Raw genomic sequence first — 21,916 nt, 5'->3', positions numbered from 1 at the left:
GAACTCCTGCAGGTAAGCCGGACAGTTTAGCCGGGAAGGCGACCCCGCACCGGCCGGACGACCGACCGGCAGGCTGTCCGCGCGGACACCCGGAACCGTCCGGCGGACGCAGGCGGCTGGCAGTGTTTTTCTTTCAAATCAATCGCTTGGGGTTTGGCATGGAACCTGCTTTGACTATCTTGATAGATCGTCGACATACCCAGGGCAGACCCGAATGAGCATCCGCGACACCTCCGGCCAGGACCAACCCGTTGCCGCCACTTCCGGGCAGGCGCGCAAACGTCGGCGCTGGCTGCTGGGCGGCGCGATCGGGGTCGCCGTGCTGTTGCTGGCCGGCTGGCTGGTGTCGGGCTGGAGTGCCGGCAGCCGCTCCTTCGATGCCGCGCGGGTGCGCGTGGCCACGGTGACCCGCGGCGACCTGGTCCGCGACATCTCCGCCGACGGCCGCGTGATCGCCGCCAACAGCCCGACCCTGTACGCGATTGCTGGCGGCACGGTCAGCCTCAACGTGGTCGCCGGCGACGTGGTGGAGCAGGGCACGGAACTGGCGGTCATCGACAGTCCCGAGCTGCGCAGCCAGCTCGCGCAGGAGCAGGCCACCCTGGCCAGTCTGGAAGCCGAGGCCGGGCGCGCGGCGCTGGACGCACAGGTCGCGTTGTCGGCGGCGCAACGCGCGCTGGACCAGGCCAGCGTGGATCGCCAGGCGGCCGAGCGCGACCTGCAGCGCTTCAGCAAGGGCTTCGAGGGCGGCGCGGTCTCGCAGATCGACGTGGCGCGCGCCGACGATGCGCTCAAGAAGGCCGATCTGGGGCTGATCCACGCCCGCCGCGAGTTTTCCCTGCAGGGCCAGGGCGCGAATCTCGACAGCCGCAACAAGCAGTTGCTGGCCGACCGCCAGCGCTCGGTGGTCACCGAATTGCAGCGGCAGGTGGACGCGCTGACCCTGCGCGCGCCGTTCGACGGCCAGGTCGGCCAGGTGCTGGTCGAGCAGCGCGCGAACGTCGCCGCCAACGCGCCGGTGCTGGGCGTGGTCGACCTGACCCGGTTCGAGGTCGAGGTCAAGGTGCCGGAGAGCTTCGCCCGCGATCTGGCCATCGGCATGTCGGCGCAACTGACCGGCGGTGGTGGCGAACCGTATCCGGCCACGGTGTCGGCGGTGTCCCCGGAAGTGGTCAACGGCGAGGTCACCGCGCGCCTGCGCTTTGCCGACCAGCAACCGCCCGGCCTGCGGCAGAACCAGCGCATGCGCGCGCGCGTCGTGCTGGACACCCGCGAAGACGTGCTGATGGTCGAGCGCGGCCCGTTCCTGGAGCAAGGCAGCGGCAACCTCGCCTACGTGATGGATGGCAACATTGCGGTCCGAAAGCGCATCCAGACCGGCGTCAGCAGCATCGGCGCGGTGGAAGTCGTCGAAGGCCTTGCGCCCGGCGACCGCGTCGTGGTCTCCGGCGCGGACCAGTTCGGCGATGCCGAACGGGTCCGCATCAGCGGGCTGTAGCCACTGCCACCCCGCCTGCGCCTTCACCCACATCCCCATTCACGGCCGGCCACCGGCCGCCGCAAACCACGGAGTTTCCCCATGCTGCAGATGCACGCCGTCACCAAGGTCTACCGCACCGAACTGGTCGAGACCCACGCCCTGCGCGCGCTCGACCTGCACGTGCGCGAAGGCGAGTTCGTCGCCGTCACCGGCCCGTCGGGTTCGGGCAAGACCACCTTCCTCAACATCGCCGGCCTGCTGGAAACCTTCAGCAGCGGTACCTACCGGCTCGACGGCGAGGATGTCAGCACGTTGTCCGACGACGCCCGCTCGAAGCTGCGCAACCGCAAGATCGGCTTCATCTTCCAGAGCTTCAACCTGATTCCCGACCTCAACCTGTTCGACAACGTCGACGTGCCGCTGCGCTACCGCGGCATGTCGGCGGCCGACCGCAGGCAGCGCATCGAAAGCGCACTGGCGCGGGTCGGACTGGGCTCGCGCATGAAGCATTACCCGGCCGAACTGTCCGGCGGCCAGCAGCAGCGCGCGGCGATCGCGCGTGCACTGGCCGGCAGCCCGCGCCTGCTGCTGGCGGATGAGCCAACCGGCAACCTGGACTCGCAGATGGCCCGCGGCGTGATGGAGATGCTGGAGGAGATCAACGCCGAAGGCACCACCATCGTGATGGTGACCCACGATCCGGAACTGGCCGCGCGCGCGCAGCGCAACGTGCACATAGTCGATGGCATGGCGACGGATATGGCGGCCGGGGCGGGGCTGGTCCGCAAGCCGGTCGAAGCGTCCGCCTGATTCCTTTCAGATCCCGCTGGGACTTCGGCTGCAGGAGCGACGCAAGTCGCGACCACAACTTGTCCGACAAGACCCATCACGACTTACGTCGCTCCTACAGAATCTGTTTCGAAGGATTGCCATGTTCAGCTACTATCTCGACCTCGCCCTGCGCAGCTTCCGCCGCAACAAGGTCCTCACCGCGCTGATGGTGCTGGCGATCGCGCTGGGCATCGGCGCCAGCATGACCACGTTGACGGTGTTCCATGTGCTCTCCGGCGATCCGCTGCCGGGCAAAAGCCAGACGCTGTTCTATCCGCAATTGGACCCCGGCGGAAAAGGCGGCCACGTCCCCGGCGAGGAGCCCGACGAGCAACTCACCCGCTTCGACGCCGAAGCCCTGCAGGCCGATGCCAAGGGCGATCGCCAGGCGATCATGGCCGGCGGCAATGTATCGGTGGAACCACAGCGCGATGGCCTGAAGCCGTTCAACGCCGATGCGCGCTACACCACCGGCGACTTCTTCCCGATGTTCGACGTGCCCTTCGCCTACGGCAACGGCTGGACTGCGGCGCAGGACCAGGCCCGCGATCGCGTCGCGGTGATCTCCAAGGCGCTCAACGACAAGCTGTTCGAGGGCGGCAACAGCGTCGGCCAGACGATCCGGCTGGAGCAGACCAGCTTCCGGGTGATCGGGGTGGTCGACGACTGGCGCCTGACGCCGCGTTTCTACGATCTCAACACCAGCCGTTTCGGGGATCTGGAGCAGGTGTTCCTGCCGTTCTGGACCTCGCGCGACCTGAAGCTCGGCCACGCCGGAAGCATGAACTGCTGGGGCGATTCACGCGAAACCGACGAAGGCCAGTACGGCCTCAACGCGCCCTGCACCTGGCTGCAGTACTGGGTGCAGCTGGACAGCCCGGCCAAGGCCGCCGACTACCGCCGTTACCTGGAAAACTACTCCGACCAGCAGCGCGCCGCCGGCCGCTTCGAGCGCCCGACCAACGTGCGCCTGCGCAATGTCATGCAATGGCTGGACTTCAAGGGCGTGGTGCCCAACGACGTGCGCCTGCAGACCTGGCTGGCGTTCGGCTTCCTGCTGGTGTGCCTGGTCAACACGGTCGGCCTGCTGCTGGCCAAGTTCCTGCGCCGCTCCAGCGAGATCGGCGTGCGCCGAGCGCTCGGGGCTTCGCGCCGGGCGATCTTCGCCCAGTGCCTGGTCGAGGCCGGCACGGTGGGCCTGGCCGGCGGGGTGCTGGGACTCGGGTTGGCGTTGCTCGGGTTGTGGGCCGTGCGTCAGCAACCCGCCAGCTACGCCGAGCTGGCCCGGCTGGATCCGCTGATGCTGCTGACCACCTTCGTGCTCGCGATCGTCGCCAGCCTGCTCGCCGGTGTATTGCCGGCGTGGCGCGCCTGCCAGGTCACGCCCGCCATCCAGCTCAAGAGCCAGTGAGGCCCCGCCATGTTTGATATCCGCCCCATCCTGTCGACCCTGCGTCGCCACAAGACCGCCTCGGCGCTGATCGTGCTGGAGATCGCGCTGAGCTGCGCGATCATCTGCAACGCGGTGTTCCTGATCGGTACCCGCATCGAGCGCATCGAACGCCCCAGCGGCGTGGCCGAGTCGGAGATCGTCCGCATCCAGCTCACCGGCATCGGCCGTGACGACAATGCCGAAGCACTCAGCCGCGAGGATGTGGCCGCATTGCAAGCCATCCCCGGCGTCAAGGCGGCCGCGCTGACCAACCAGATCCCGTATGGCAACTCTTCCTGGAACACGTCGATCAACCTGGCGCCCGACCAGGAAAACCCGACCATGAACGCGGCGATGTATCTCGGCGACGAGCAATTGCTGGAAGCACTGGGATTGCAGCTGGTGGCCGGGCGCGACTTCAACGACGATGAATACGTGGACTGGGAATCGATCAATGCGGCCGACTCCAAGACCACCGTCCCCGCGATCATCATCACCCGGGCCATGGCCGAAAAGCTGTTCCCCGGCGAGAGTGCGATCGGCAAGTCGATCTACGCCAGCGGCAAGGAACCGAAACGGGTGGTGGGCGTGATCGAGACATTGATCCGGCCCGGCAACGCCAGCCCGGCAACGCTGTACGACTCGATGATCATGCCGATCCGGGTGCCCTACAGCATCGGCAGCAATTACGTCCTGCGCACCGACCCAGACCGCCGCGACGAGGTGTTGAAGGCCGCCGTCGACAAGCTCGACCAGATCAATCCGAACCGTATCCTGCTGAAGGACGAGACATTTGAAGTCCTGCGCGACAAGTTCTACGCCCAGGACCGCGCGATGGTCTGGCTGCTGGTGGCGGTCTGCATCGGCCTGCTGGTGGTGACCGCGCTGGGCATTGTCGGGCTGGCCAGCTTCTGGGTGCAGCAGCGCACCAAGCAGATCGGCGTGCGCCGTGCGCTGGGCGCGACCCGCGGCCAGATCCTGCGCTACTTCCAGACCGAGAACTTCCTGCTGGCCAGCGTCGGCATCGCGCTCGGCATGGCGATGGCCTACGGCATCAACCAGCTGCTGATGCAGCACTACGAGCTGGCCCGCCTGCCCGCGATCTACCTGCCCATCGGCGCAATCACCCTGTGGGTGCTGGGCCAGCTCGCGGTGTTCGGTCCCGCGCGACGCGCCGCCGCGGTACCGCCGGCGGTGGCAACACGCAGTGTCTGAAGCAGGCAGCGTTTAGAGTGACCGCTGAGTCCCTCTCCCGGCGGGAGAGGGAACAACACCCTCCGACTTCGAGCCTTCATGCCCACCATCCTCGTCATCGACGACAACCCCGCGGTCGCCACTGCGCTGGACGTGCTGTTTTCGCTGCACGACATCGACACCCGCGCGGTGACCAGCCCGGAGGACGGGCTGGCGGCGCTGGCCGAAGGCGACATCGATCTGGTCGTGCAGGACATGAACTTCCGCGCCGACACCACCTCCGGCGCGGAAGGCATGGCGCTGTTCGGCCAGATCCGCGAACGCCATCCGGACCTGCCGGTGATCCTGCTGACCGCGTGGACGCATCTGGAATCGGCGGTCGATCTGGTCAAGGCCGGCGCCGCCGATTACCTCGCCAAGCCCTGGGACGACCGCAAGCTGCTCGCCACAGTCAACAACCTGCTGGAGCTGTCGGAGGCGCGGCGCGAGCTGCGGCGCCTCCGCCAGGGCGAGCGGCGCCGTCGCGAAGCGCTGGCACGCGACTACGACCTGTGCGGACTGGTCTATGCCGACCCCGCCAGCGAGCGCGTGCTATCACTGGCCTGCCAGGTCGCGCGCTCCGACCTGCCGGTGCTGATCACCGGCCCCAACGGCACCGGCAAGGAGAAGTTCGCCGAGATCGTGCACGCCAATTCGGCGGTGCACGACGGCCCTTTCATCGCGCTCAACTGCGGCGCGTTGCCGGGCGAGCTGATCGAGGCGGAACTGTTCGGTGCCGAGGCTGGCGCCTACACCGGCGCGACCCGCGCGCGCGAGGGCAAGTTCGAAGCTGCCGATCGCGGCACCTTGTTCCTGGACGAGGTCGGCACCCTGTCCCCGGCCGGCCAGGTGAAGCTGCTGCGGGTACTGGAAACCGGCCGTTTTGAACGCCTCGGCGGCAACCGCGAGCGCAGCGTCAAGGTGCGCATCATCAGCGCCACCAATGCCGACCTGCCGACGCTGATCGCCGACGGCCGTTTCCGCGAGGACCTGTACTACCGGCTCAACGCGATCGAGCTGAAACTGCCCGCGCTGGCGGACCGGCCCGATGACATCCTGCCGCTGGCGCGGCATTTCCTGCCGCCAGGCAAGCAACTCGATGCCGGCGCCGAACGCGCGCTGCTCGCCCACGCCTGGCCGGGCAACGTGCGCGAGCTGCGCAACACCCTGCAGCGTGCCGCGCTGCTGGGCCGCGGCGAACGCATCGTCGCCACCGACCTCGGCCTGCCGCCGCCAACGGCGCGAGGCCCATCCGCGGGCGGCGCAGCCATCGCTCCCGAGGAACCCGACCGTGACCAGATCGAAGCCGCGCTGGAACGCAACGCTGGCGTGCTGGCGCAGGCCGCGAACGAGCTGGGGCTGTCGCGACAGGCGCTGTACCGCCGCCTCGACCGGCTCGGCATCAAGCGCGACTGACCCGCCATGAGCTGGCTACGGCGACTCCCGATCAGCCTCGTCTTCACCGCATTGGCGCTGCTGCACGTGGCCGGGGTCACCGCACTGGCGCTGTGGCTCACGCACTGGTTTTCGCCACTGTGGATGGCCTGGGCGGCGGCGCTCGCCATCGACCTGCCGCTGCTCATCTACCACGTGCGGCGCGTGTTCGCGCCGATGAACTCGCTGTTCCGCGCCCTGGCCGGCAGCGTCGCCAGCTACCGCGACGGCGACTACAACTTCAGCCTGTCCGCCGACGTGCACGGCGAACTGGGCGAGCTGGTGCGGGCCCACAACCGTCTCGGCGACACCCTGCGCGAGCAGCGGCTCGCACTGGTGGAGCGCGAGTTGCTGCTCGACACGATGGTGCAGAACTCGCCGGTGGCGATGCTGCTGGTCGACCCGTCGCGGCGGATCGTCCACGCCAACCTCGCGGCCCGCAAGCTGCTCGGCGAAGGCCGCAAGCTGGAGGGCCAGTCATTCGACACGGTGGTGGCACGGACCCCCGAGGCAATGCGCGACGCGCTGGAACGCGGCGGCGACGGGATGTTCACCGTCGGCAACGACAACGACGAGTTCGACAACGCCAGCGAGGACATCTACCACCTGAGCCGGCGCCAGTTCCGCCTCAACGGCCGCCGTCACGAACTCGTGCTGCTGCGGGTGCTGACTGCCGAGCTGCGCCGGCAGGAAGTGCAGACCTGGAAGAAGGTCATCCGCGTCATCAGCCACGAGCTCAACAACTCGTTGGCGCCGATCGCCTCGCTCGCCCACTCCGGTGCGGAGCTGCTGCGGCGCGGCCAGCACGAGCGACTGCCAACCGCGCTGGCCACCATCGAGGACCGGGCCCGCCACCTGGAAGGTTTCCTGCGCGACTACGCCCGCTTCGCCAAGCTGCCCAATCCCCGCCGCGAACCGGTCGTCTGGTCGCACTTCATCGGGCAGCTGCGCAGCCAGATCGATTTCGTCACCGCGGACGCTGGCACCGACGGCATCGCCCACCTGGACGTGGCCCAGCTGGAACAGTGCCTGCTGAACCTGCTCAAGAACGCGCACGAATCCGGCTCGGCGCCCGGGGATGTTCAGCTGTCCTTGCGTCGTATGCCCGAGGCCTGGCGCATCGACGTACTCGACCGCGGCCAGGGCATGAACGAGGCCGTGCTGGCCAACGCGTTGCTGCCGTTCTACTCGACCAAGCGCCACGGCACCGGCCTGGGCCTGGCGCTCGCGCGCGAGATCGCCGAAGCCCACGGCGGCCGCATCGCCCTGCTCAACCGCGAAGGCGGTGGACTGTGCGTGTCGCTGGTGCTGCCGGATTAACGCGCGATCTGTCTGTAGGAGCGGCGTCAGCCGCGATCACGGGGCCAGGCACGGGGAACCATCTTTCCGTCGCCGCTGAAGCCGCTCCTACAGAGGTCATTTCTTCTTCGGTCGCTGCCAGCCTTCCACCACCGTCTGACGGGAGCGGGCAACGCTCAGTTGGCCATCCGGCGCCGGCCGGGTGATCACCGAGCCGGCCGCGATGGTCGCGTCCTTGCCGACCGTCACCGGCGCGACCAGCGAGGTGTTGGAGCCGATGAACGCGCCGTCTTCAATCGTCGTCGTCGACTTGTTCACGCCGTCGTAATTGCAGGTGATGGTGCCGGCGCCGATGTTGACGCCGCTGCCGATCACCGCATCGCCCAGGTAGGTCAGGTGGTTGGCCTTGCTGCTGACGCCGAGGCGGGTGTTCTTGGTCTCCACGAAATTGCCCACGTGCGCGCCATCGGCGAGCACGGTGCCCGGGCGCAGGCGCGCGAACGGGCCGATCGTCGCGGCCCCCTCGACCACCGCGCCGTCGAGGTCGCAATGCGCGCGCACGATGGTGCCGGCGCCGAGGGTGACGTTGCGCAGACGGCAGAACGGCCCGATCCGGACTCCGTCACCGAGCACCACGCGGCCCTCCAGCACCACGTTCACGTCGATCTCGACATCGTGGCCGACCGTCACTTCACCGCGCACGTCGAGCCGCGCCGGGTCGGCCAGCCGAGCGCCGGACGCACACAGTTCCCGCGCAGCGCGCAGCTGGTAGGCGCGTTCCAGTTGCGCAAGCTGCCAGGGGTCGTTGGCGCCCTCGACCTCCACCGCGTCATGCACGTGGACCATCTCCGCCGCGTTGAACTCCGCCGAGGCCGACGCGAACACGTCGGTCAGGTAGTACTCGCCCTGGGCGTTGTCGTTTTCCAGATGGTCCAGCCAGCGCCGCAACGGCTCGCCGTCGGCGACCAGGATGCCGGTGTTGACGGTCTTGATCTCGCGCTGCTCGCCGCTGGCGTCCTTGTGCTCGACGATGCGCGCGACCCGGCCCTCGGCATCGCGCAGGACGCGGCCATAACCGGTCGGATCGTCCAGATCGGCGACCAGGACCGCGATGCGGCCGTCCGCGGCGAGCAACCGCTTCAGGGTCTGCGCGGCGATCAACGGCACGTCGCCGTACAACACCAGCACACGCGCGTCCTGGGGCACCGCCGGCATGGCCTGCTGCAGCGCGTGGCCGGTACCGAGGCGGTCGGCCTGCTCGCTCCAGTGCAGATCCTGCTGCGTGGAAAACCCCTCGCGCACCTGCTCGCCGCCGTGCCCGAACACCACGTGGATGCCGGCCGGATCGAGCACCCGCGCGGTCGCGATGACGTGGCCGAGCATCGGCTCGCCAGCGATCTTCTGCAGCACCTTGGGCACTGTGGATTTCATGCGCTTGCCTTCGCCGGCGGCGAGGATCACGACGTGCAGGGGTGCGGGCATGCGGACTCCGATAGGAAAGGCAGTACACGGCAATTCTAGGTCGTTCGTGAAACTCCGAGGCAATCCGCATCTCCGCGACCGCGTTCGACCGCCCGTCAGACGGGCACCGCTCGATTCACCACTGATCGTCGCGCCCCCGGCCCGCACACCCGACCACCTGCTAGGATGCCGCGGTGCCCGATCCTGCCGCCCCTCGCGCCAGACTCCTGACGGCCCAGGCGACCATCTGGGCGGGCGTTGCCGCCTGCGTTTCCGGCCTCGCGCTGCACCGGTTCTGGCAGGTGCTGCCGGGTGGGCGTTTTGCCGAGAGCCTGGCGATTGCGACGATCGTTTCGCTGGTCGCCTGGTCGCTCCGGCGCTGGCGCGGCGGGGCATGGGCAGACGCCCTGGCTGCGGTGTGGCTGCTGATGCTGGTCGCATTGACCGGCGTGCTGCCGGCATTGGCGGTGGCCGCGCTGGTCGGGGCGGCGATTTCCGTGGGCAGCCTGTTGACCGGGCCGGCGCGCCCGCTGCTGGCCTGCCTGGCCGGGCTTGCCCTGATTGCCGCACTGGTCGGCTGGACCCTGCCGCTGCCGCTACATCGCTGGTGGGTCTACCTGCCGTTGCTGCTGCTGACGATCATATGGCGGCGTCGTGCTCTGCATGAGCAACTGCAATGCGGCATCGCCGGCTGGCTCGACGCCGTACGCTCCGCGCCACGCGCCGCCGCATGGACGGTATTGGCGCTGGGACTGGCATCGACCGGCGCCTGGTTGCCGACCATGCAGCACGACGATCTGGCCTACCACCTCGGCCTGCCCTGGCAGTTGATGCTCCACGGGCGCTATGCACTCGATCCGGCCCATCAGGTATGGGCGTTGGCGCCGTGGGCGGGTGACGTGTTGCAGGCGGTGCCGCAAGTGCTGGCACACGCCGAGGCCCGCAGCGCACTCAATCTGGTTTGGCTGATCGCCAGCGCGGCAGGCCTGTGTCAGATCGGTGCGCACATCGGCCTGCGTCCCGCCCTGCGCTGGGCAACGGTGGCACTGTTTGCCAGCCTGCCGATGACCGCCGGCCTGCTCAGCGGCATGCAGACCGAAACCCCGGCCACGGCGGTCACCATCGCCTTGGCGCTGCTGGTTCTGGATAAGGGCGAGGTCCGTCGCCGGCTGTGGATCGGTGCGCTGCTGTTCGTGTTGCTGTGCTCGCTGAAATTGATGCATGGGCTGGCCGCATTGCCATTGCTGGCATGGGCCGGCTGGCGTCACCGCGATCGACTGGCGATCAAGCCGCTGGCCGGTGCGGCACTGCTCGTGCTGATGGCCGGCGGCTCCAGCTTCATCTACGCGTGGCTGGTGGCCGGCAATCCGGTGCTGCCGCTGTTCAACGGCATGTTCCAGTCGCCCTATTTCGCAGCGCTCAATTTTGACGACGGGCGCTGGCACGCCGGCTTCAGTCCGGGTCTGCCCTGGAATCTCACCTTCAACACCGCGCGGTACCTGGAAGGCTGGAATGGCGGCATGGGATTCGTGCTGGTGGCACTGGCCGGCGCGTGGCTGTTGGCGCTTTTCGACAAACGCGCCCGTGGCCTGACGATCTGCGCCAGCCTGGCGATGGTGTTACCGCTGGTAGCGCTGCAGTACGGCCGCTATGTGCATCCGGGCATGGTGCTCCTGCTGCCCGCGCTGCTGCTGGCCATCCAGCGATGGCTGCCGCTGCGGGCCGCGACCTGCCTGATCGTGGCGACCTGCCTGCTCAACCTCGCCTTCCAGGCCAACTCCCACTGGCTGCTGCATGTCGGTGGTGCCAAGCGCAGCCTGGCGACGCTGGGCAACGACGAGGCGCTGTTCACCCGCTACGCTCCTGAGCGGGTGATCGCGGCGGCCATCCGCGAGCGGGCACCGGACTCGGGCGCGGTGCTGGTGCTGTCGAATCCGTATTACGCGGAGTTCGCCGGACGCGGCCGCACCATCAGCTGGTACGCGCCGGACATGCAGGCCCAAGGCGATGCCGCCGATGCCGACGCTACCGGCGCGGCCTGGGCGCAATTGCTGGGTCGCAGCCGGATCGGCGAGCTGATCGTGTCGACCGACGGCCTGACGGCCGCGCGCCGTGCCGGCCTGGAGAGAACCGGCGCCCGGTTGGAATTGACGGTCGGCGACGCGCAATGGTGGCGGATGCCCGCCGCGAGCCCGAGGCCGCAATCGCCATGAGTCTGTCGCGACAAGGCGGACATTACCTGGGCATCGGCATCGTGCAATGGCTGCTCGACTGGGCGGTGATGGTCGGCCTGAGCCACCACGGAATGTCCGTGGAGGCAGCCAACATCGTCGGCCGGATCAGCGGCGCTCTGCTGGGATTCTGGCTCAACGGCCGCATCACCTTTGCCGGCGACGACACCTGCGTCGGCCGGCGCCAGTTGTTGCGGTTCCTGCTGATGTGGCTGCTGACCACCGCCATCAGCACCTGGTCGCTTGGAGCGATCAACCACTTCGCCGGATTGAAATGGGCCTGGCTGGCCAAGCCGGGCGTGGAAGTCGTGCTGGGCGGCATCGGATTCCTGCTGTCACGCCATTGGGTCTATCGGCGCTGACGCGGTCGTCCGGCGCATTACGCCGTTGGCTAATGCGCCCTACATCCCCGGGAACAACACCCCGACGCGGTCCGGCGCATTGTTGATGCGCTCTACAACTCCGGAAAACGATTGACGCGGTCCCGCGCATTGTTACAACGCGGGGAAACGGCAACGCACCGTAGGGCGCATCAACAATGCGCCGCCCCACCTCCCCGGAAACAACAACGCCGGCACAAGGCCGGCGTCGGTACTGCAATCGGCGGTGTCCTGCCTCAGTGCTTCATGTTCTTGCGCAGGCGCTCCAGCGCCTGCAACTGGACCGTCACCTCGGCCAGGCGGGCCTGGGCTTCGGCGACTTCCATCGGCTCGCCGCGGCGGGCCAGGATGCGCTCGGCCTCTTCCTTGGCGGCGCGGACGGCGGCCTCATCGATGTCCTGGGCACGGATCGCGGTGTCGGCCAGCACGGTGACCACCTGCGGCTGCACTTCCAGGATGCCGCCGGTGACGGCGAAATCCAGCTGCTCGCCGTTGGGCAGGGTCACCACGACCTTGCCCGGCTTCAGGCGGGTAATCAGCGGGGCGTGCTTGGGCGCAATGCCGAGCTCGCCGATCTCGCCGGTCGCCACCAGCAGGGTGGCCTCGCCGTGGAAGATCTCTTCCTCGGCGCTGACGATGTCGCAACGGAACGTGCTTGCCATGATTGTCTCTTCTTCCTATTCCCCCGCTCCCGCTTGCGGGAGAGGGCTGGGGTGAGGCCGTGCGAACCGGTTTGCATGGGATGCCTTGGCGATAGGTGCCCACATCCACCCTGCGGGCACCCCCGGCTACAGCATCCGGGGGCAGGCGCTTCTCCCACGAACGGGAGAAGACTCAGCCGCCGACCGGCGGGATCAGGCGGCTTCGCCGGTGATCTTCTTGCCCTTCTCGATCGCTTCCTCGATGTTGCCGACCATGTAGAACGCCTGCTCCGGCAGGTGGTCGTATTCGCCGTCCACGATGCCCTTGAAGCCGCGGATGGTGTCCTTCAGCGGCACGTACTTGCCCGGCGAGCCGGTGAACACTTCGGCGACGTGGAACGGCTGGCTGAAGAAGCGCTCGATCTTGCGCGCGCGCGACACGGCCTGCTTGTCCTCTTCGGACAGCTCGTCCATGCCCAGGATCGCGATGATGTCCTTGAGCTCCTTGTACTTCTGCAGCGTCGCCTGGACCTTGCGCGCGGTCTCGTAGTGCTCGTTGCCGATCACGTTCGGGTCCAGCTGGCGCGAGGTCGAGTCGAGCGGGTCGACCGCCGGGTAGATACCCAGCGAGGCGATGTTGCGGCTCAGCACGACGGTGGCGTCGAGGTGGGCGAAGGTGGTCGCCGGCGACGGGTCGGTCAGGTCGTCGGCGGGCACGTACACGGCCTGGATCGAGGTGATCGAGCCGGTCTTGGTCGAGGTGATGCGCTCCTGCAGCACGCCCATCTCCTCGGCCAGGGTCGGCTGGTAGCCCACCGCCGACGGCATGCGGCCGAGCAGCGCGGACACTTCGGTGCCGGCCAGGGTGTAGCGGTAGATGTTGTCGACGAAGAACAGCACGTCGCGGCCCTTGCCACTGGCGTCCTTCTCGTCACGGAAGTACTCGGCCATGGTCAGGCCGGTCAGCGCGACGCGCAGGCGGTTGCCCGGCGGCTCGTTCATCTGGCCGTACACCATCGCGACCTTGTCCAGGACGTTGGAGTCCTTCATCTCGTGGTAGAAGTCGTTGCCCTCGCGGGTACGCTCGCCCACGCCGGCGAACACGGACAGGCCTTCGTGCGCCTTGGCGATGTTGTTGATCAGTTCCATCATGTTGACGGTCTTGCCGACGCCGGCGCCGCCGAACAGGCCGACCTTGCCGCCCTTCGCGAACGGGCACATCAGGTCGATGACCTTGATGCCGGTTTCCAGCAGGTCGTTGGCCGCGGCCTGCTCTTCATAGGACGGCGCCTCGCGGTGGATTTCCCACTGCGTGGACGACTCGACCGGACCGGCTTCGTCGATCGGGCGACCCAGCACGTCCATGATGCGGCCCAGCGTGCCCAGACCGACCGGCACCGTGATGCCCTTGCCGGTGTTGGTCGCAATCAGGTTGCGCTTCAGGCCGTCGGTGGAGCCCAGCGCGATCGCACGCACCACGCCGTCACCCAGCTGCTGCTGCACTTCCAGCGTGATCTCGGTGTTGTCGACCTTCAACGCGTCGTACACGCGCGGAACGGACTCGCGCGGGAACTCGACGTCGACGACGGCACCGATGATCTGAACGATCTTGCCCTGGCTCATGATGTTTCCTCGTATCTCAAATGCTGCTTTGCGGATCGCAGGTCGCGGCCGCGGGATGTTGGATGGGAACCGTTGCGTCGCCGGTCAGACCGCCGCCGCGCCGCCGACGATTTCGGAAATCTCTTGCGTGATTGCCGCCTGCCGCGCCTTGTTGTAGACCAGCTGCAGGGTGTCGATCAGCTTGTTGGCGTTGTCGGAAGCGGACTTCATCGCGACCATGCGCGCGGCATGTTCTGACGCCACGTTCTCCAGCACCGCCTGGTACACCAGCGACTCGATGTAGCGCGTCAGCACGTGATCCAGCACGGTCTGCGCATCGGGTTCGTAGATGTAGTCCCAGTCGTGGCGCGAGACCGGCGCATCCGACGCGGGCAGCGGCAGCAACTGCTCGAACGTCGCCTGCTGGACCATGGTGTTGACGAAATCGTTGTAGCAGATGAACACGCGATCGATGGTGCCGGCGCTGTAACCGTCCAGCACGACCTTGATCACGCCGATCAGCTGCTCCAGCTTCGGCTGGTCGCCCAGGTGGGTGACCGAGGCCAGCATGTTGACCTTGACCCGGCGGAAGAACACCGATGCCTTCTGGCCGATGGTGACCACGTCGACCTCGACGCCCTGCTCCTGCCACTGGCGGATCTCGCCCAGCAGCTTGCGGAACAGGTTGTTGTTGAGGCCACCGGCCAGGCCGCGGTCGGAGGACACGATGACGTAACCGACGCGCTTGGGATCCGCGCGCTCGGTCATGTAGGGATGCTGGTAATCGGAATGGGCCTGGGCCAGATGCCCGATCACCTGCTTCATCACCCGCGCGTACGGGCGCGATACCTTCATCCGCTCCTGCGCCTTGCGGATCTTGGAAGCCGAGACCATCTCGAGCGCGCGCGTCACCTTGCGGGTGTTCTGCACGCTCTTGATCTTGGTTTTGATTTCACGTCCGCCTGCCATCGTCTTTTCCGCCTTACCAGGTGCCGGTCTGCTTGAACTCTTCGATGCCCTTCTTGAACGTCGCCTCGATCTCGTCGTTCCATGCGCCGCTGGCGTTGATCTTGCCGATCAGCTCACCCTGGGTATTGGCGAAGTGCGCATGCAGGCCCTCCTCGAACGCCAGGATCTTGTTCACCGCGACGTCGTCGAGGTAGCCCTCGTTGACCGCGTAGATCGACAGAGCCTGGTCGGCGATGGACATCGGCAGGTACTGCTTCTGCTTCATCAGTTCGGTGACGCGCTGGCCGCGCTCGAGCTGCTTGCGGGTGGCTTCGTCCAGGTCCGAGGCGAACTGCGCGAACGCCGCCAGCTCACGGTACTGGGCGAGCGCGATGCGGATGCCGCCCGACAGCTTCTTGATGATCTTGGTCTGGGCCGAGCCACCGACGCGCGACACCGAGATGCCGGCGTTCACGGCCGGACGGATGCCGGCGTTGAACAGGTCGGTTTCCAGGAAGATCTGGCCGTCGGTGATCGAGATCACGTTGGTCGGCACGAACGCGGACACGTCGCCGGCCTGGGTCTCGATGATCGGCAGTGCGGTCAGCGAACCGGTCTTGCCCTTCACCTCGCCGTTGGTGAACTTCTCCACGTATTCCTCGGACACGCGCGCGGCGCGCTCCAGCAGGCGGGAGTGCAGGTAGAACACGTCGCCCGGATACGCTTCGCGGCCCGGCGGGCGCTTCAGCAGCAGCGAGATCTGGCGGTACGCCACGGCCTGCTTGGACAGGTCGTCGTACACGATCAGCGCGTCTTCGCCGCGGTCCATGAAGTACTCGCCCATGGTGCAGCCGGAGTAGGCGCTGATGTACTGCATCGCGGCCGACTCGGACGCGGTCGCGGCGACCACGATGGTGTGGTCCATCGCGCCCTGCTCTTCCAGCTTGCGCACGACGTTGGCGACCGAACTGGCCTTCTGGCCGATCGCGACGTACACGCATTTGATGCCGGTGCCCTTCTGGTTGATGATCGCGTCGATCGCCATCGCGGTCTTGCCGGTCTGGCGGTCGCCGATGACCAGCTCGCGCTGGCCACGGCCGATCGGGATCATCGAGTCGACCGACTTGTAACCGGTCTGCACCGGCTGGTCGACCGACTTGCGCCAGATCACGCCCGGGGCGACGCGCTCCACCGGCGCGGTCAGCTTGGCGTCGATCGGGCCCTTGCCGTCGATCGGCTCGCCCAGCGCGTTGACCACGCGACCCAGCAGCTCGTTGCCGATCGGCACCTCGAGGATGCGGCCGGTGGTCTTGGCCACGTCGCCTTCGCGCAGGTTCTCGTAGCCGCCCAGCACCACGGCGCCGACCGAGTCGCGCTCCAGGTTCAGGGCCAGCGCGAAGATGTTGTTCGGCAGCTCGATCATTTCGCCCTGCATCACATCGGCCAGGCCGTGGATGCGCACGATGCCGTCGGCCACCGAGGTGACCGAGCCTTCGTTGCGCGACTCCGCGGACAGCTTGACCTTCTCGATGCGGGTCTTGATCAGTTCACTGATTTCGGACGGGTTGAGCGTGGTTTGCATGGGTGTTTCCCTAGTACCCGACGCAGGCGTCGGAAGTAAACGATGATTCGGAGCGCGATGACTCGGCGCGGCGATGGACTGCGATCAACTGGCCAGCGCCGTCTGCAGGCGCGAGAGTTTGCCCTTCAGCGACCCGTCGATGACCACGTCGCCGGCATCGATCACCGCGCCGCCGATCAGCGATTCGTCGATCGCGGTTTCCAGCTCGACCTCGCGGCCGAAGCGCTGCTTCAGCGCCAGCCGGATCGATTCCAGCTCGGCCGCCGGCATTTCGCTGGCCGCGGTGACCCGGGCCTTGACGATGCGGTCGGCCTCGGCACGCAGCTGCTCGAACATTCCGGCGATCTCGGCCAGCAGCGGCAGGCGACGGTTGTCGGCCAGCAGTCCGATGAAGCGGCCGAAATCCTCGTCCGCGCCATCCACCGCCAACAGGGCCACCGCTTCGCTGGAGGACAGCTGCGGGTGCTTCAACAACGCCTCCACCCGCGGGTCGGCGGCGATGCGGGCGACAAGCCCGAGCGCCTGCGACCACGCGGCGGTGCGACCGCCCTGGCTCGACGCGGCGAACGCGGCGCGGGCATAGGGACGGGCGAGGGTCAGGGACTGGCTCATTGCTCAGGGCATCCGGTCAGTGGCGGGATCAAAGCTGGGCGGCGAGTTCGTCGAGCAGCGCCTTGTGGGCGTTGGCATCGATTTCCCGGCGCAGCAGCTTCTCGGCGCCGCTGACGGCCAGCGACGAGACCTGCCTGCGCAAGTCCTCGCGGGCGCGGTTCTGCGCCGCGACGATCTCGGCGTCGGCCAGGGCCTTCTGGCGCGTGGCTTCCACCATCGCGTCGGTCTTGGCCTGCTCGATGATCTGGTTGGCGCGCTGGTGCGCCTGCTCGATCACTTCATTGGCCTTGGCCCTGGCTTCGCGCATGGCCGCGTCGACGCTTTGCTGCGCCTGCGCGAGGTCATGCTGGCTACGCTCGGCAGCCGCGAGGCCTTCGGCGATTTTTTTCTGGCGTTCTTCGATCGCCCGGTTCATGGGCGGCCAGATGAACTTCATGGTGAACCAGATGAGCAACGCGAACGAGATCATCTGACCAAAGAAGGTCATGTTGATATTCATGACAGCTCCGTAGGGGCGCTGCGGGCGAGGGTGCCCGGGAGAGACGTCCGGAAAACCGGACGTCTCGATTCAAGCAGGTCGATCAACCGACGTTCAGCGCGCCCAGCAGCGGGTTGCCGAACGCGAACAGCAGGCCGACGGCCAGCGCGATGATGAACGCGGCGTCGATCAGGCCGGCGAGCAGGAACATGCGGCCCTGCAGCATCGGCACCAGCTCGGGCTGGCGCGCGGCCGACTCGAGGAACTTGGCGCCCATGATCGCGATGCCGAGGCACGCACCGATCGAGCCCAGGCCGACCATCATGCCGATCGCGATAGCGGTCAGGCCCTGCACACTGGCGATGAATTCCATGGTTTTCTCCTACTGAAACGTTTGGTTTGGATTGGCGGAAGGATGAAGCGTTGGGAAACTTGGAACGGGAGCGATGACGCGATCAATGACTCTCGTAGGCGCCGGCGATATAGACGACCGAGAGAATCATGAAGATGAAGGCCTGCAGCAGCACGATGAGGATGTGGAACACGGCCCAGGCGAAGTTGAACAGCACGCCGGGGACGAACATCAACAGGCCGCCGCCGAGCAGTCCGGCGATCAGCATGAACACCAGCTCGCCACCGTACATGTTGCCGAACAGTCGCATCGCCAGTGACACCGGCTTGACGCAGTACTCGATGACGTTCATGACCAGATTGACCGGCATCAGGATCGACTTGGTCACCTTGTTCTCGGCGGCAAACGGCGAGGTCATCAATTCCTTGCCGAAGCCGAAACCGCCCTTGGCCTTGATCGAGTGGTACAGGATCAGGAAGAACACGACGACGGACATCGCGGCGGTGGTGTTCAGGTCGGCGGTCGGCACCCAACGGAAGAAGGTGTGCTGTGCGGCTTCCGCGCCGGCCACGGCCTGGATCGCCACGCCGGGGGTATCCAGCGGCAGCAGGTCCATGCCGTTCATCAGCACGACCCACATGAAGATCGTGATCGCCAGCGGCGTGATCGAACTGCGGTCGCCGTGGAAATTGTCCTTGACCTGGTTGTCGACGAACTCCAGCGCCATCTCGACGAAGGCCTGACCCTTGGAGGGCACGCCGGAGGTCGCCTTGCGGGCGTAGTAGCCGAACCACGCGATGAACAGCAACCCGAGCACCAGCGAGACCGCCCACGTGTCGATGTGGAAAGTTCCTCCAAACAACTCGACCGAGTTCTGCAGGAGGTGATGCTGGATGTATTCGTTCAGGCCGCCAGAGCCGGTCTGTTCACTCACGAAGGACACCTTCTCGATTCAGGATTTGGGCCAGCACATAGGCCAGCGTCGTTGCCACTACCCCGGCCAGCATCGGCAGCGGGGGCAACTTGAACCCCGCCAGACCCAGCGCGAGGACTGCAAACACCACCAACCACTTCAATATGACACCGGCCAGCAACCGGCCGATGACCGTGCCAGCCGGTTGAACACCGCCACCGAGCGCGACCAGCGTCGCCACCCCGCCACCGGCGACAACCGCGCCGCCGCCCATAACCGCCCCGAGTGCGGAAGGCACTCCGAAGGCGAGGAAAGCCAGCGTGGTCAACGCCGTCGCGCCAGCCTGGAAGGCGATCGCGCGCAACGCCAACCGGCGCCCTGCGGACATTGGATCGTGCACGCTCGGCTCGTCGGTCAGGAGGGTGGGCAGACGTTCGCCCGATGAAGCCGCCGAATTATAGAGGGCCCGGATGTTTGCGGCAACTGCCGGCGGCCACCGCTGCATGAACCACCCTGAACAGGGTTTGGCGGGGCAATCGAACACTCGTGCAAATGATAATCATTATCATCTATAGTCGATCTGTCCGACGCAGCCCTGCCGACCACCTCCCGCCGGAGAGACGATCATGAGCAAGACCCTGAGCTTCGCGCTTGTCCATTTCACCGTCGCCTTCAGCGTCGGCACACTGATGACCGGCAGCTTGTGGGTGGGCGGCGCACTGGCCGTCGTCGAGCCGACCTGCAACACGGTCGCCTACCACTTCCACGAGAAGGTCTGGACCCGCATCCAGCAGCGCAGGCAAGGTGCCGTACTGCCCACCTGAGGCCCTTCTGAACGCACTCTGGCCGGAGGCGAAAATCAACTGCCGCGGCCACGGAACCTTTTCCGCAAGCGCCGGTCAATAGTCGGGCACACCCCGCCGCCACTCTCTCCTCGTCAATGGCAAACAGCAGCGGCGGGTTCGAAGCCCCGGCCTGATCCGCCGGGGCTTCTTCTTGTCGGGCGTTTGCCGGCCGACCCGCGCACGATCAATTCAGGACTTTTTCCGGGGCACGTAGAGATCGGTGATGGTGCCGTCGAACATCTCGGCCGCCATCGCCACCGACTCCGACAGGGTCGGGTGCGGGTGGATCGTGTGGCCGATGTCGCCGACCTCGCAGCCCATCTCGATCGCCAGCGCGATCTCGGCGATCAGCTCGCCCGCGTGCACGCCGACAATGCCGCCGCCGATCACGCGCCGGGTCGCCTCGTCGAACAGCAGCTTGGTGAAGCCCTCGGTGCGGCCGATGCCGATGGCGCGGCCCGACGCCGCCCACGGGAACTTGCCGACGCCGACCTTCAGGCCCTTGGCCTTCGCTTCGGTTTCGGTAACGCCGACCCAGGCGATTTCCGGGTCGGTGTAGGCGACCGACGGAATCACCCGTGCCACCCACTCTTTCTTCTCACCCGCAGCGACCTCGGCCGCGAGCTTGGCTTCGTGGGACGCCTTGTGGGCGAGCATCGGATTGCCGACCAGATCGCCGATCGCAAAGATGTGCGGCGCGGTCGTGCGCATCTGCCGGTCGACCGGAATGAAGCCGCGATCGGTGACCTCCACGCCCGCCTTGCCCGCCTCCAGCTTGCCGCCGTTGGGCGCGCGGCCGACTGCCACCAGTACGCGATCGTAGAGTTGCGCCTCCGGTGCGCTGCCGCCTTCGGCCGCCGGCTCGAAGCGGACCTTGAGGCCCTTCTTCTGCGCCTCGACCGCGGCGGCCTTGGTCTTGAGGTGGATTGCCACGCCCTGCTTCTTCAAGCGGTCGGCGAGCGGCTTGACCAGGTCCTTGTCGGTGCCCGGCATCAGCTGATCCATGAACTCGACCACGGTCACCTCGCTGCCGAGCGCGCGGTACACCGTCGCCATCTCCAGGCCGATGATGCCGCCGCCGACGACCAGCAGTTTCTTCGGCACCTCGGCCAGCGCCAGCGCGTCGGTGGAGTCCATCACGCGCGGGTCGTCCCACGGGAAACCGGGCAGCTTCACCGCCTGACTGCCGGCGGCGATGACGCATTGCTGGAAGCGCAGCAGTTGCGTCTTGCCGTCCTCACTCCGCACTTCCAGCTCGTGGGCGGACAGGAACGTGCCCACCCCGGTAACCACGCGCACCTTGCGCTGTTTCGCCATGCCGGCCAGGCCTCTGGTCAGCTGGCCGACGACGTTGTCCTTGTAGCCGCGCAGCTTGTCCAGGCTGATTTTCGGCGCGCCGAAGTCGATGCCGAAGTCGCCGGCGTGGGCGGCCTCCTCGACCACCGCCGCGGCATGCAGCAGTGCCTTGGAGGGGATGCAGCCGACATTGAGGCAGACCCCGCCCAGGTCGGGGTAGCGCTCGACCAGCACGGTATCGAGGCCGAGGTCGGCGGCGCGGAACGCAGCCGTGTAGCCGCCCGGGCCGGCGCCCAGCACCAGCATCGCGCACTCGATGTCGGCCTTGCGGCCGGAATCGGGCGCAGCGGTCGGCGCAGTGGGTGACGTTTTCGGAGCGCCCTCACCCGCGCTGCTCGCGCCGGCCCCTCCCGCAGGAGGGCGAGGCGACTTGTCGGCCGCACCCGCGGTGTCAGCTGCCGCTTTCACATCCTTCCGCGATGCGTCTGCCTTGGCGCCTTCATCCTTGCCGTCGCTCTCCGCCTCACTTCCGCCTTCGGCCTGGGTTTCAATCACCGCGATCACGGCACCGTCGGCCACGGTATCGCCGACCTTCACCCGCAGCTCGCGGATGATGCCGGCGGCGCTGGAGGGCACCTCCATCGTCGCCTTGTCCGACTCCAGCGTGACCAGGCCCTGGTCGACCGCCACGCTGTCGCCGACCGCGACCAGCACCTCGATGACCGGTACGCCGTCGTAGTCGCCAATGTCAGGAACCTTGATCTCGATCAGTGCCATGCCTGTGTCTCCTGGGTGGCCGCACGCGCCTGGGCGCGACCGTCATTACGGGTGGTGAAGCAAATGGTGGCGGCGGACACCGGAAAGCC

At 67.1% G+C, this 21,916-nt stretch carries 20 protein-coding genes; 9 read left to right on the top strand and 11 right to left on the bottom strand.

What is annotated here, in order from left to right:
- The first annotated feature begins 214 nt into the window (after positions 1 to 214).
- The 6 genes from N792_RS10895 to N792_RS10870 all read left to right on the top strand — a co-directional run bounded on the left by N792_RS10895 (position 215) and on the right by N792_RS10870 (position 7,730).
- Positions 215 to 1,498, top strand: a complete 1,284-nt coding sequence (locus N792_RS10895; protein WP_036195021.1) for an efflux RND transporter periplasmic adaptor subunit — start codon at positions 215 to 217, stop codon at positions 1,496 to 1,498.
- An 81-nt stretch (positions 1,499 to 1,579) separates the two neighbouring features.
- On the top strand, positions 1,580 to 2,290 hold the full coding sequence (locus N792_RS10890) for an ABC transporter ATP-binding protein (protein ID WP_036195019.1): 711 nt from the start codon (positions 1,580 to 1,582) through the stop codon (positions 2,288 to 2,290).
- Between the two features lie 121 nt (positions 2,291 to 2,411).
- Positions 2,412 to 3,722 (top strand): ABC transporter permease, encoded by a 1,311-nt coding sequence (locus tag N792_RS10885; protein ID WP_036195017.1) that lies wholly within the window; start codon positions 2,412 to 2,414, stop codon positions 3,720 to 3,722.
- Positions 3,723 to 3,731: 9 nt separating this feature from the next.
- Positions 3,732 to 4,958 (top strand): ABC transporter permease, encoded by a 1,227-nt coding sequence (locus N792_RS10880; RefSeq protein ID WP_036195014.1) that lies wholly within the window; start codon positions 3,732 to 3,734, stop codon positions 4,956 to 4,958.
- Positions 4,959 to 5,036: 78 nt separating this feature from the next.
- Positions 5,037 to 6,392, top strand: coding sequence for a sigma-54-dependent transcriptional regulator (locus N792_RS10875; RefSeq protein ID WP_036195012.1), 1,356 nt, complete (start codon positions 5,037 to 5,039; stop codon positions 6,390 to 6,392).
- A gap of 6 nt (positions 6,393 to 6,398) precedes the next feature.
- Positions 6,399 to 7,730, top strand: coding sequence for a sensor histidine kinase (locus N792_RS10870; RefSeq protein ID WP_036195010.1), 1,332 nt, complete (start codon positions 6,399 to 6,401; stop codon positions 7,728 to 7,730).
- 96 nt (positions 7,731 to 7,826) lie between these two features.
- Here N792_RS10870 and glmU read toward each other — a convergent pair whose 3' ends face one another.
- Entirely contained in the window at positions 7,827 to 9,191 is a 1,365-nt protein-coding gene (glmU, locus tag N792_RS10865) for a bifunctional UDP-N-acetylglucosamine diphosphorylase/glucosamine-1-phosphate N-acetyltransferase GlmU (protein WP_036195008.1), read from the bottom strand.
- A gap of 173 nt (positions 9,192 to 9,364) precedes the next feature.
- Between glmU and N792_RS10860 the strand changes: the two genes are divergently transcribed.
- Positions 9,365 to 11,383 carry a hypothetical protein gene (locus N792_RS10860; protein ID WP_036195006.1) on the top strand — a complete coding sequence of 673 codons (2,019 nt, stop codon included), beginning with the start codon at positions 9,365 to 9,367 and terminating at the stop codon, positions 11,381 to 11,383.
- A complete protein-coding gene (locus tag N792_RS10855; RefSeq protein ID WP_036195180.1) occupies positions 11,380 to 11,763 on the top strand; it encodes a GtrA family protein in 384 nt (127 codons plus the stop codon). The genes N792_RS10860 and N792_RS10855 overlap by 4 nt, the downstream gene beginning before the upstream one ends.
- Positions 11,764 to 12,017: 254 nt before the next feature.
- Here N792_RS10855 and N792_RS10850 read toward each other — a convergent pair whose 3' ends face one another.
- From N792_RS10850 to N792_RS14205, 9 genes are all read right to left on the bottom strand, one after another.
- Positions 12,018 to 12,443, bottom strand: a complete 426-nt coding sequence (locus N792_RS10850) for a F0F1 ATP synthase subunit epsilon (RefSeq protein ID WP_036195004.1) — start codon at positions 12,441 to 12,443, stop codon at positions 12,018 to 12,020.
- Between the two features lie 192 nt (positions 12,444 to 12,635).
- The gene (gene atpD / locus N792_RS10845; RefSeq protein WP_036195001.1) at positions 12,636 to 14,045 is read right to left on the bottom strand and encodes a F0F1 ATP synthase subunit beta; all 1,410 of its coding nucleotides are present in this window, start codon (positions 14,043 to 14,045) and stop codon (positions 12,636 to 12,638) included.
- Between the two features lie 84 nt (positions 14,046 to 14,129).
- Positions 14,130 to 14,993, bottom strand: a complete 864-nt coding sequence (gene atpG, locus N792_RS10840) for a F0F1 ATP synthase subunit gamma (protein ID WP_036195000.1) — start codon at positions 14,991 to 14,993, stop codon at positions 14,130 to 14,132.
- Between the two features lie 13 nt (positions 14,994 to 15,006).
- Positions 15,007 to 16,554, bottom strand: a complete 1,548-nt coding sequence (gene atpA, locus N792_RS10835) for a F0F1 ATP synthase subunit alpha (RefSeq protein WP_036194997.1) — start codon at positions 16,552 to 16,554, stop codon at positions 15,007 to 15,009.
- An 84-nt stretch (positions 16,555 to 16,638) separates the two neighbouring features.
- A complete protein-coding gene (locus tag N792_RS10830; protein WP_036194996.1) occupies positions 16,639 to 17,166 on the bottom strand; it encodes a F0F1 ATP synthase subunit delta in 528 nt (175 codons plus the stop codon).
- A gap of 28 nt (positions 17,167 to 17,194) precedes the next feature.
- Positions 17,195 to 17,665: a F0F1 ATP synthase subunit B gene (locus tag N792_RS10825; RefSeq protein WP_036194994.1), complete on the bottom strand. Its 471-nt coding sequence runs from the start codon at positions 17,663 to 17,665 to the stop codon at positions 17,195 to 17,197.
- Between the two features lie 82 nt (positions 17,666 to 17,747).
- Positions 17,748 to 18,017 (bottom strand): F0F1 ATP synthase subunit C, encoded by a 270-nt coding sequence (atpE, locus tag N792_RS10820; RefSeq protein WP_036194991.1) that lies wholly within the window; start codon positions 18,015 to 18,017, stop codon positions 17,748 to 17,750.
- An 82-nt stretch (positions 18,018 to 18,099) separates the two neighbouring features.
- Entirely contained in the window at positions 18,100 to 18,930 is an 831-nt protein-coding gene (gene atpB / locus N792_RS10815) for a F0F1 ATP synthase subunit A (RefSeq protein WP_036194989.1), read from the bottom strand.
- Positions 18,923 to 19,453 (bottom strand): hypothetical protein, encoded by a 531-nt coding sequence (locus N792_RS14205; protein ID WP_224743876.1) that lies wholly within the window; start codon positions 19,451 to 19,453, stop codon positions 18,923 to 18,925. The genes atpB and N792_RS14205 overlap by 8 nt, the downstream gene beginning before the upstream one ends.
- 82 nt (positions 19,454 to 19,535) lie before the next feature.
- Between N792_RS14205 and N792_RS10805 the strand changes: the two genes are divergently transcribed.
- Positions 19,536 to 19,733, top strand: coding sequence for a DUF2061 domain-containing protein (locus N792_RS10805; protein ID WP_036194985.1), 198 nt, complete (start codon positions 19,536 to 19,538; stop codon positions 19,731 to 19,733).
- Between the two features lie 210 nt (positions 19,734 to 19,943).
- On the opposite strand, the gene lpdA is transcribed toward N792_RS10805, so the two are convergent.
- Positions 19,944 to 21,827 (bottom strand): dihydrolipoyl dehydrogenase, encoded by a 1,884-nt coding sequence (gene lpdA / locus N792_RS10800; protein WP_036194984.1) that lies wholly within the window; start codon positions 21,825 to 21,827, stop codon positions 19,944 to 19,946.
- Positions 21,828 to 21,916 lie beyond the last annotated feature (89 nt).

It is taken from the genome of Lysobacter concretionis Ko07 = DSM 16239 (genome assembly GCF_000768345.1).
In the GTDB taxonomy this organism is placed as follows: Bacteria; Pseudomonadota; Gammaproteobacteria; order Xanthomonadales; family Xanthomonadaceae; genus Novilysobacter; species Novilysobacter concretionis.
Note: the sequence above shows the minus strand (reverse complement) of the source record. Positions and strands in the feature narration are given on the sequence as shown.